The sequence below is a fragment of the Streptomyces sp. AC627_RSS907 genome (genome assembly GCF_019049165.1).
Genome location: NZ_JAGMUE010000113.1, coordinates 1 through 8,377, shown reverse-complemented (window position 1 = coordinate 8,377; position 8,377 = coordinate 1). Strand labels below are relative to the sequence as shown.

Annotated in this window: 6 protein-coding genes; 3 read left to right on the top strand and 3 right to left on the bottom strand. The window is 71.9% G+C overall.

What is annotated here, in order from left to right:
* Positions 1-486: 486 nt before the first annotated feature.
* Positions 487-1,035, bottom strand: coding sequence for a MarR family winged helix-turn-helix transcriptional regulator (locus tag KUM32_RS24480; RefSeq protein WP_217144103.1), 549 nt, complete (start codon positions 1,033-1,035; stop codon positions 487-489).
* 137 nt (positions 1,036-1,172) lie between these two features.
* Here KUM32_RS24480 and KUM32_RS24475 point away from each other — a divergent pair, with 137 nt between their 5' ends.
* The gene (locus KUM32_RS24475; RefSeq protein ID WP_217144102.1) at positions 1,173-2,450 is read left to right on the top strand and encodes an MFS transporter; all 1,278 of its coding nucleotides are present in this window, start codon (positions 1,173-1,175) and stop codon (positions 2,448-2,450) included.
* Between the two features lie 134 nt (positions 2,451-2,584).
* Here KUM32_RS24475 and KUM32_RS24470 read toward each other — a convergent pair whose 3' ends face one another.
* The gene (locus KUM32_RS24470) at positions 2,585-4,228 is read right to left on the bottom strand and encodes a SpoIIE family protein phosphatase (protein WP_217144101.1); all 1,644 of its coding nucleotides are present in this window, start codon (positions 4,226-4,228) and stop codon (positions 2,585-2,587) included.
* A gap of 182 nt (positions 4,229-4,410) precedes the next feature.
* Positions 4,411-5,790, bottom strand: coding sequence for an NAD(P)/FAD-dependent oxidoreductase (locus tag KUM32_RS24465; protein WP_217144100.1), 1,380 nt, complete (start codon positions 5,788-5,790; stop codon positions 4,411-4,413).
* Positions 5,791-6,164: 374 nt separating this feature from the next.
* Here KUM32_RS24465 and KUM32_RS24460 point away from each other — a divergent pair, with 374 nt between their 5' ends.
* Both KUM32_RS24460 and KUM32_RS24455 read left to right on the top strand, forming a co-directional pair.
* Positions 6,165-6,938 carry a TetR/AcrR family transcriptional regulator gene (locus KUM32_RS24460; protein WP_217144099.1) on the top strand — a complete coding sequence of 258 codons (774 nt, stop codon included), beginning with the start codon at positions 6,165-6,167 and terminating at the stop codon, positions 6,936-6,938.
* A gap of 186 nt (positions 6,939-7,124) precedes the next feature.
* Positions 7,125-8,377, top strand: a 1,253-nt coding sequence (locus tag KUM32_RS24455) for a sigma-70 family RNA polymerase sigma factor (protein WP_217144098.1), incomplete at its 3' end; no start/stop codon positions are given.

Genomic DNA, 8,377 nt, shown 5'->3' with positions numbered 1-8,377 from the left:
TGGCACGCTGTTGAGTTCTCAAGGAACGGACGCTTCCTTTGTACTCACCCTCTCGGGCTTTCCTCCGGGCGCTTCCCTTCGGTCTTGCGTTTCCGACTCTATCAGATCCTTTTCCGATCCGATTTCCTCGGCGCTTTCCAGGTTCCCGCTTTCGCGTTTCCCTTTCCGGCGGTTCCGACTCTATCAGATCCTTTCTGGCCCTGATTCCCCGTCAGAGGGGGTTGTCATCCCGGCTGTTGGGCCGTTCCGACGTCTCAAACCTTAGCGGACTTTCTCGGCGATTCCCAATCGGAGTCGATCGGGTCGCCAAGCCCCATCGGAATTGAATTCGGACATGCCGAAGTCATTCCCAGTGGGAGGTCGTGCTGGTGTTTGAGTGCCGCTGCTGCGGCGGGAGGTGCTGCCGGAGAACCGTTACGGCCCCGTGGCAACCCGAAGAACCTTACGGATCCCCTGGGGGGCTGTCAAGGAGCCCTGTCAAGATCTTTAATCGAGGTCGCTGAGCCGGCCGTCGGCGTCCGGCTGGGCGTGCTCCACCCTGCGCAGGAGGCGGGTGAGGACGTCGCCGAGCGCGGCCCGGTCGTCGGCGGAGAGGTCCTGGAGGAGGTCCTCCTCGAAGACCGTGGCCAGGCGCATGACCTCCAGCCACTTCTCGCGACCCTCGGCGGTCAGCTCGACGATGACGCGTACCCGGTTGGTCTCGTCCCGGTCCCGGGTCACCAGCCCCTCCGACACCATCCGGTCGATGCGATGGGTCATCGCCGCCGGCGTCAGGCCGAGGCGCTTGGCGAGCTCACCGGGGCCCAGCCGGTACGGGGCTCCGGAGAGGACGAGCGCCTTCAGCACCTCCCAGTCGGTGTTGCTGATGCCGAGCTCGGCGGTCTGACGGCCGTACGCGACGTTCATACGGCGGTTGAGGCGGGAGAGCGCCGAAACGATCTTCTCGACCTGCGGGTCGAGGTCCTGGAACTCGCGCTGGTAGGCGGCGATCTGTTCTTCGAGTGTCGGCTCGCCGGCGCCGGAGGTGTCGCCCATGGCCGCAGTATGGCACGCGAGCCCTTTGCCTTGAAGTCCTTCGCTGTGTACTCTTTATCTTCGAACTTTAGCTTCTAAGTCTTCAGCTCTAACGGCTGGAGCAGACTCCCCGAGAGAGGGTGAACGTGACCAGGGCAATGGGTGCAGCGATGCACCGGATCCACGTGGGCAACGCACTCAGCGCGTTCGGGCTCGGTTTCACCGTCCCCTACCTGTACGTCTACGTGGCACAGGTACGGGGGCTGGGTTCCGTGACGGCGGGTCTCGTACTCGCCGTCTTCGCCGTGGCCGCGCTGATCGTGCTGCCGTTCGCCGGGCGGGCCATCGTCCGGCGGGGCCCGCTGCCGGTACTGCTCACCGCCCTGGTCACCGCCGCGCTCGGCGCGCTGAGCCTGGGGCTGTCGGCCTCGGCGAGCACCGTGCTGCTGTCCGCCGCCGCGCTGGGGGCGGGGCAGGCCGTGATGCAGCCGGCGCTGGCGACGATGATCGTGGACTGCTCCTCGTCCGAGACCCGGTCCAGGGCGTTCGCGATGCAGTTCTTCCTGCAGAACCTGGGGCTCGGCGTCGGCGGGCTCATCGGCGGTCACCTGGTCGACACCTCGAACCCCTCCTCCTTCACGCTGCTGTTCGCGATCGAGGCGGCGATGTTCCTGCTGCTGGTCGTGGTGATGGTGACGGCACGCATTCCGCGCACGCCCCGTGTGGAGGAAGCCGCCGGGCAGTCGGGCGGGACCGGCTGGAAGCAGCTGCTGGGGAACCGGGCCATGGTGCAGCTCTGCGTGCTGGGCTTCGTGCTCTTCTTCGCCTGCTACGGGCAGTTCGAGTCGGGGCTGAGCGCGTACGGCGTCGAGGCGGCCGGAATCTCCACGTCCGCGCTGGGGACGGCGCTGGCGGCGAACACGCTGGTGATCGTGGTCGCGCAGTTCGCGGTGCTGAAGTACGTGGAGCGGCGGAAGCGGTCGCGCGTGATCGCGGCCGTGGGGCTGATCTGGGCCGTGGCGTGGGCGGTGGCCGGTTACGCCGGGCTGGGTCACGGCAGCCAGACGATGGCGACGGCCGCGTTCATCTCGACGTACGCGCTGTTCGGACTGGGTGAGGCCATGCTGTCGCCGACACTGGCGCCGCTGGTGGCGGATCTCGCGCCGACCGGGATGGCCGGGCAGTACAACTCCGCCTTCGCCCTGGTGAAGCAGCTGGCGCTGGCCATCGGGCCCGCGGTGGGCGGACCGCTCGGAGCCTCGCTGCACGGTCCGTACATCGTGGCGTTCCTGCTGTTCTCGCTGGGGATCACGGCGCTGGCGGTGCGCCTGGGGCGGCAGCTCACGGACGTTCAGAACCAGCCGTCACTCGCCCGCAGCCGGGTGGTCACGCAGGGCGGGGCACCGGCCGACACGGTGGCGGCCGCGGAGGCATGAGGTACGGGTCGTGACGGGTTCCGCGTCCGTCACGACCCATGACCCATGACTCACGGCTCACGGATCACGGCTCATGGATCACGGCTCACGCGTCTCGGCTTGCTGCTCACGGCACACGCGTCTCGGTTTGCTGTTCACGGCAGGAGGAACTCGCACCAGACCGCCTTGCCGCCGCCGGGGGTGCGCCTGGACCCCCAGTTGGAGGCGATCGTCGCGACGATGGCGATGCCCCGGCCGGACTCGTCGGCCGGCTCCGCACGGCGGCGTCTGGGCAGGTGGTCGTCGCCGTCCGTGACCTCGATGATCAGGCGGCGGTCGGTGCGGCGCAGGCGCAGGCGCATGGGGGGCGTGCCGTGCTGGAGGGAGTTGGCGACCAGTTCGCTGGCGGCCAGGACGCCCAGGTCGTGCAGGTCGGCGGGGAAGCGCCAGCTGGTCAGCACGCCGGAGGCGAAGGCACGCGCGCGGGGGGCCGCTTCCACGCCGCCGAGCAGTTCCAGGGCGGCGTTGCGGAACAGCTCGGCCTGCGGGCCCTTGCGGGCGGGGTGCTGGAGGACCAGGACGGCGACGTCGTCGTCGTGATCGGGCGTGACCCCCGCCGAACGGACCAGGCGGTCGCAGACCACCTGGGGGCTGCCGGTGGCACCGGACAGGGCGTGCTCCAGGGCGGCGATGCCCTCGTCCAGGTCTTCGTTCCGGCGTTCCACCAGGCCGTCGGTATAGAGGACGGCGGTGGAGCCGGGGTTGAGGGAGATCGATCCCGACGTGTGCATCCAGCCGCCCGTGCCGAGCGGGGGGCCGGTGGGTTCGTCGGCGCGCTGGACGGTGCCGTTCTCGTCGCGGACCAGGATCGGCAGGTGGCCGGCGGAGGCGTACACCAGCCGGCCCTCGTTGGGGTCGTGGATGGCGTAGACGCAGGTGGCGATCTGGTTGGCGTCGATCTCGGCGGCCAGGCCGTCGAGGAGCTGGAGCACCTCGTGCGGGGGGAGGTCGAGGCGGGCGTAGGCCCGGACCGCCGTACGGAGCTGGCCCATGACCGCCGCCGCGCGGACGCCCCGTCCCATGACGTCACCGATGACCACGGCCGTGCGGCCGCCGCCGAGGGTGATCACGTCGTACCAGTCGCCGCCGACCGCGGCCTCGGTGCCGCCGGGGTGGTAGGTGGCGGCGACGCGCAGATCGTCGGGCTCCTCCAGCTCCTGCGGGAGCAGGGAGCGCTGGAGGGTGACGGCGGTCTCGCGCTGGCGGCGTTCGCTCGCGCGCAGGCGGCCCGCGGCCTCGGCGTGGTCGGTGACGTCGGTCGCGAAGACGAGGACGCCGCGGACGCCGTCGCTGCCGCCCTCGGTGACCGGGGTGCAGGTGAAGGTGTAGGAGCGGCCGTCGGGGGCCTTGCGGGACTTGAGGGTGCGGGGTCTTCCGCTGCGCTGGACCTGGTCCAGGAGCGGGAAGAGGCCCGGCTCGTCGAGTTCGGGCAGGGCCTCGCGGGCCCGCACGCCCAGGTCGCGTGCGCCGAAGGCAGCGACGTAGGCGTCGTTGACGTAGGCGAGGCGGTGGTCGGGGCCGTGGACGAGGGCGACGAGGGCCGGGACGCGGTCGAGGACGTCGCGCACGGGCAGGTCGTCGACGGCGGGTACGGGCGGGGCCTCGTCGGTCAGCTGTTCGGCGCGGGCGGCGGGCACGGAGCCGTCGCCCCGCCGGTCCGGGGAGACCGTCGTGTCGGTCCGCGCTGCGGCGCGGCGCTGCGTTCCGGAGAGTCGGGCGCTCCAGCGCGTGAAGTTCACGAATCCTTGCCTCGTGTAGTTGTCGGCGGCCGGGGGCCGGGGCGGGCCGGGAGCGGCCGGGCCACGGGGGCCGCGCGGGAACGAGCGGTGGCGCGCCCGCGGTGGTGGACCAGTCTGGCAGGGTGCCGACCGGGCCGACATCCGTCAGACGCCGGACCTGCCGGGGGAGTTCCGGAGTCCGGTCAGGACGACCCCTTCGGGTTGCGCGGTGGTTCCTGAGAAGGCTTTCCACCGGCCGCGAGTTCGAACTCCGCTCGCGGGTGTTCGAGTGAACCGAGGGAGACGATCTCCCGTTTGAAGAGTCCGGCGAGTGCCCATTCGGCCAGGACACGCGCCTTGCGGTTGACGGTGGGGACGCGGCTCAGGTGGTAGGCGCGGTGCATGAACCACGCGGGGTAGCCCTTCAGCTTGCGTCCGTAGACCTGCGCGACGCCTTGGTGGAAACCGAGGGAGGCGACGGATCCGGCGTACTTGTACGCGTACGTGTCCAGGGGCTCCCCGCGCAGGGCGTGCGCGATGTTGTCGCCGAGGACCCTGGCCTGGCGGACGGCGTGCTGGGCGTTGGGTGCGCATTCCCGGCCGGGCTGTGCGGCGGTGACGTCGGGGACGGCGGCGGCGTCCCCCGCGGCCCACGCGTGCGGGGCGCCGTCGACGGTCAGCCGGGGGGTGCACTTCAGCCGGCCTCGCTCGTCGAGGGGCAGGCCGGTGGCGGCGAGGACCGGGTGGGGTTTGACGCCGGCCGTCCAGACGACCGTGCGGGTCGGGAAGCGGGCGCCGTCGCTGAGGACGGCGACGCGGTCCGTACAGGATTCGAGGCGGGTGTCCAGGCGTACGTCGATGTTGCGGCGGCGCAGTTCGGTGACCGTGTAGCGGCCGAGCTCCTCGCCGACCTCGGGCAGGATGCGGCCCGAGGCCTCGACGAGGATCCACCGCATGTCCTCGGGTGTGACGTTGTGGTAGTACCGCGCGGCGTACCGGGCCATGTCCTCGAGTTCGCCGAGCGCCTCCACACCCGCGTAACCGCCGCCGACGAAGACGAAGGTGAGGGCGGCGTCGCGGACGGCGGGGTCGCGGGTGGAGGAGGCGATGTCCATCTGCTCCAGTACGTGGTTGCGCAGGCCGATGGCCTCCTCGACGGTCTTGAAGCCGACGCCGTGGTCGGCGAGGCCGGGGACGGGCAGGGTGCGCGAGACCGAGCCGGGCGCGAGGACGAGTTCGTCGTAGGCCAGCCGGCGTGCGCCCGTGCCCTCCTCGTCGGTGGCGAGGGTGGTGACGGCGGCGGTGCGCGTCGTGTGGTCGACGGACCGCGCCTCGCCGATGACGACGTGGCACTGGCCGAGGACGCGGCGCAGCGGTACGACGACGTGCCGCGGGGAGATGGAACCGGCCGCCGCCTCGGGGAGGAACGGTTGGTAGGTCATGTAGGGGTCGGGAGTGACGACCGTGATCTCGGCTTCGCCCCGCCGGAGTTCGCCCTTGAGGTTCCGCTGGAGACGCAGGGCCGTGTACATCCCGACGTAGCCGCCGCCGACAACGAGAATGCGCGCACGTTCCTTCACCATCCCATGACGCACCCGACGCTTGCGTTTGTCCACAGGCTCGGCGATTTGTGTGACCGCAGGCCGGGGGTTCGCTGGGGCGGCCGGACCGGCGTCTTCCGGCGCTGCCGCGCAGGTCAGCAGCGGTGGGTGCGGAATCGGAAGGCGACACATTCGGGGCGTATGCGATCCGTACTCCGATCGAGGGGCACTCCGTGCGGAACGCGCCCCTTCTGAATTGACCCTCGCTCAACTATGTTCTTCCCCACGGCGTGCAGGGGGATGTGCTCACCGGGTCCGCGACGGGCGGGCCCCAGAGCCGGGCCTGTTCCACGCACTCCGACTTTCGATGGCGGGGAGAGTCTCCGGGGGGAGACGTCATTACCGGGGGAATGTCTATGCATGTTCAGGACTCTCATTGGTCGTCCGCGTCCACTGTCGCGCACGGCGGCGCGGTGAGCACGGCGCCGGGCGGCGGACGCGGGGACGCGGCACGCAGCGCACCACTGCGCGTGGACGCCCAGCGCAATCTGGAGCACGTACTGCGCGCGGCGCGCGAGGTGTTCGGCGAGCTGGGGTACGGCGCGCCGATGGAGGACGTGGCGCGGCGCGCGCGGGTCGGTGTCGGCACGGTGTACCGGCGCTTCCCCAGCAAGGACGTCCTGGTGCGTCGGATAGCCGAGGAGGAGACGGCGCGGCTGACCGATCAGGCCCGGGCGGCGCTCGGGCAGGAGGACGAGCCGTGGTCGGCCCTGGCGCGTTTCCTGCGGACGTCGGTGGCCTCGGGCGCCGGCCGGCTGCTGCCTCCGCAGGTGCTGCGGGTCGGCGTGCCGGACGACGGTGACAGCGGCGTGGGGGGCGAGCCGCGGGTGCCGCAGCAGCGGATCCAGCCGGGCTCCGGTGAGCTGCGGCTGGTCTCCGAGGAGGCCGCACCCGCCGGTACGCCGGTTCCGGTGGAGGGTGACGGGGCGGCGGCGCTGCTGGAGGTCGTGGGCCGGCTCGTGGAGCGGGCGCGTACGGCGGGTGAGCTGCGGCCGGACGTGTCGGTGTCGGACGTGCTGCTGGTGATAGCCACCGCGGCGCCCTCACTGCCGGACGCGGCCCAGCAGGCGGCGGCGTCGGCCCGACTGCTGGACATCCTGCTGGAGGGGCTGCGGTCACGGCCGGCCTGACACGACGGGACGGAGCCACGCTGGAAGCACTTCTTCCCTCCCCGAACAGCTGAGCGTCGTTACCGCGTCGCGGCAAGTCCCCTCGGACGAGTGGCGGTCCGCACCGGGCGGTCCTGCCCGGAAGCCGATGTGGCACGCTGACCCGGTGTTCGAGACTGGCGGGGTGGGTGACGGGGGCTTTCCGCGATGAGCGTCGACGGACAGGACGAGGCACTCGGTGACGGCCGCGCCGGATCCGGTGGGCCGTCGGAGGCCGGCGTCCCCCCGCAGCGCGAGCTGCACGAGGACAGCGTCCTGCCGCCACCGCGCGAGCTGCCGCCGTCCGACGCGGAGCTGATCGAGCGGATGCGCTCGGGCGACGACACGGCCTACGAGGAGCTGTACCGGCGCCACGCGGACGCGGTGCGCCGGTACGCGCGCACCTGTTGCCGCGACGCCCACACCGCGGACGACCTCACCGCCGAGGTCTTCGCCCGCGTGCTCCAGGCGGTGCGCGGCGGCTCGGGCCCGGAGCACGCCGTGCGCGCCTATCTGCTCACCGCGGTCCGCCGGGTCGCCGCCGACTGGACCCGGTCGGCGAGGCGGGAACAGCTGGTGGACGACTTCGCTGTGTTCGCCGCGCAGTCCGCGCGAACCTCCGAGGTGCCGGAGGACGACACCCTGGAACTCGGCGCCGACGTCCGGGCCCTGCGCGAGGCCGAGCAGTCGATGGCCATGCGGGCCTTCCGGTCGCTGCCGGAGCGGTGGCAGGCCGTGCTGTGGCACACCGAGGTCGAGGACGAGTCACCCAGCGAGGTGGCCATGCTCTTCGGGCTGGACGCCAACGGCACGCGCGTACTCGCCAGCCGCGCCCGCGAGGGCCTGAAGCAGGCCTACCTCCAGGCCCATGTCAGCGACTCCCTCACCACCGACGAGGAGTGCGCCCGCTACGCCGACCGGCTCGGCACGTACGCCCGCGGCAGACTGCGCCCCCGGGCCGAACGGGGACTGCGCAAGCACCTGGAGGAGTGCGCCAGGTGCCGGCTCGCCGCCGGCCAGATCGCGGAGGTCGCGAGCGGCATTCCCGCCGTGGTGCCGGTCGCGGTCATCGGCTGGTTCGGTGTCGCCGGTTACGCCAAGGCGGCGGGGATCGTCGCCGGTGGCGCGGGTGCGGCAGGTGCCGCCGGCGCGGCGGCGTCGGGCGGTGGCGCGTCCGGAGGTGCGGCGGCCTCGGAGGGGCTGGGCGCGCCGATGAAGGCCGGCATCGCGACCGGTGTGGTCGCGGTGGCCGCCGCGGCGGCACTGGCCTTCGCCCTGACCGGTACGGAGGCCCCGCCCGAGCGGCCCTCGAAGGCGGCCCCACCCCCCTCGTCACCGGTGGCCCAGCCCGCCACCCCGAACACCCCCACCCCTCGACCACCGAAGCCGTCCTCACCGAAGCCCACGCCGCCCTCCCCACC

What these genes read in the sequence shown, in the direction of transcription:
- KUM32_RS24480 (WP_217144103.1), bottom strand. Translation starts at nt 1,035, where the DNA reads ATGGGCGACACCTCCGGCGCCGGCGAGCCGACACTCGAAGAACAGATC.
- KUM32_RS24475 (WP_217144102.1), top strand. Translation starts at nt 1,173, where the DNA reads ATGGGTGCAGCGATGCACCGGATCCACGTGGGCAACGCACTCAGCGCG.
- KUM32_RS24465 (WP_217144100.1), bottom strand. Translation starts at nt 5,790, where the DNA reads ATGGTGAAGGAACGTGCGCGCATTCTCGTTGTCGGCGGCGGCTACGTC.
- KUM32_RS24460 (WP_217144099.1), top strand. Translation starts at nt 6,165, where the DNA reads ATGCATGTTCAGGACTCTCATTGGTCGTCCGCGTCCACTGTCGCGCAC.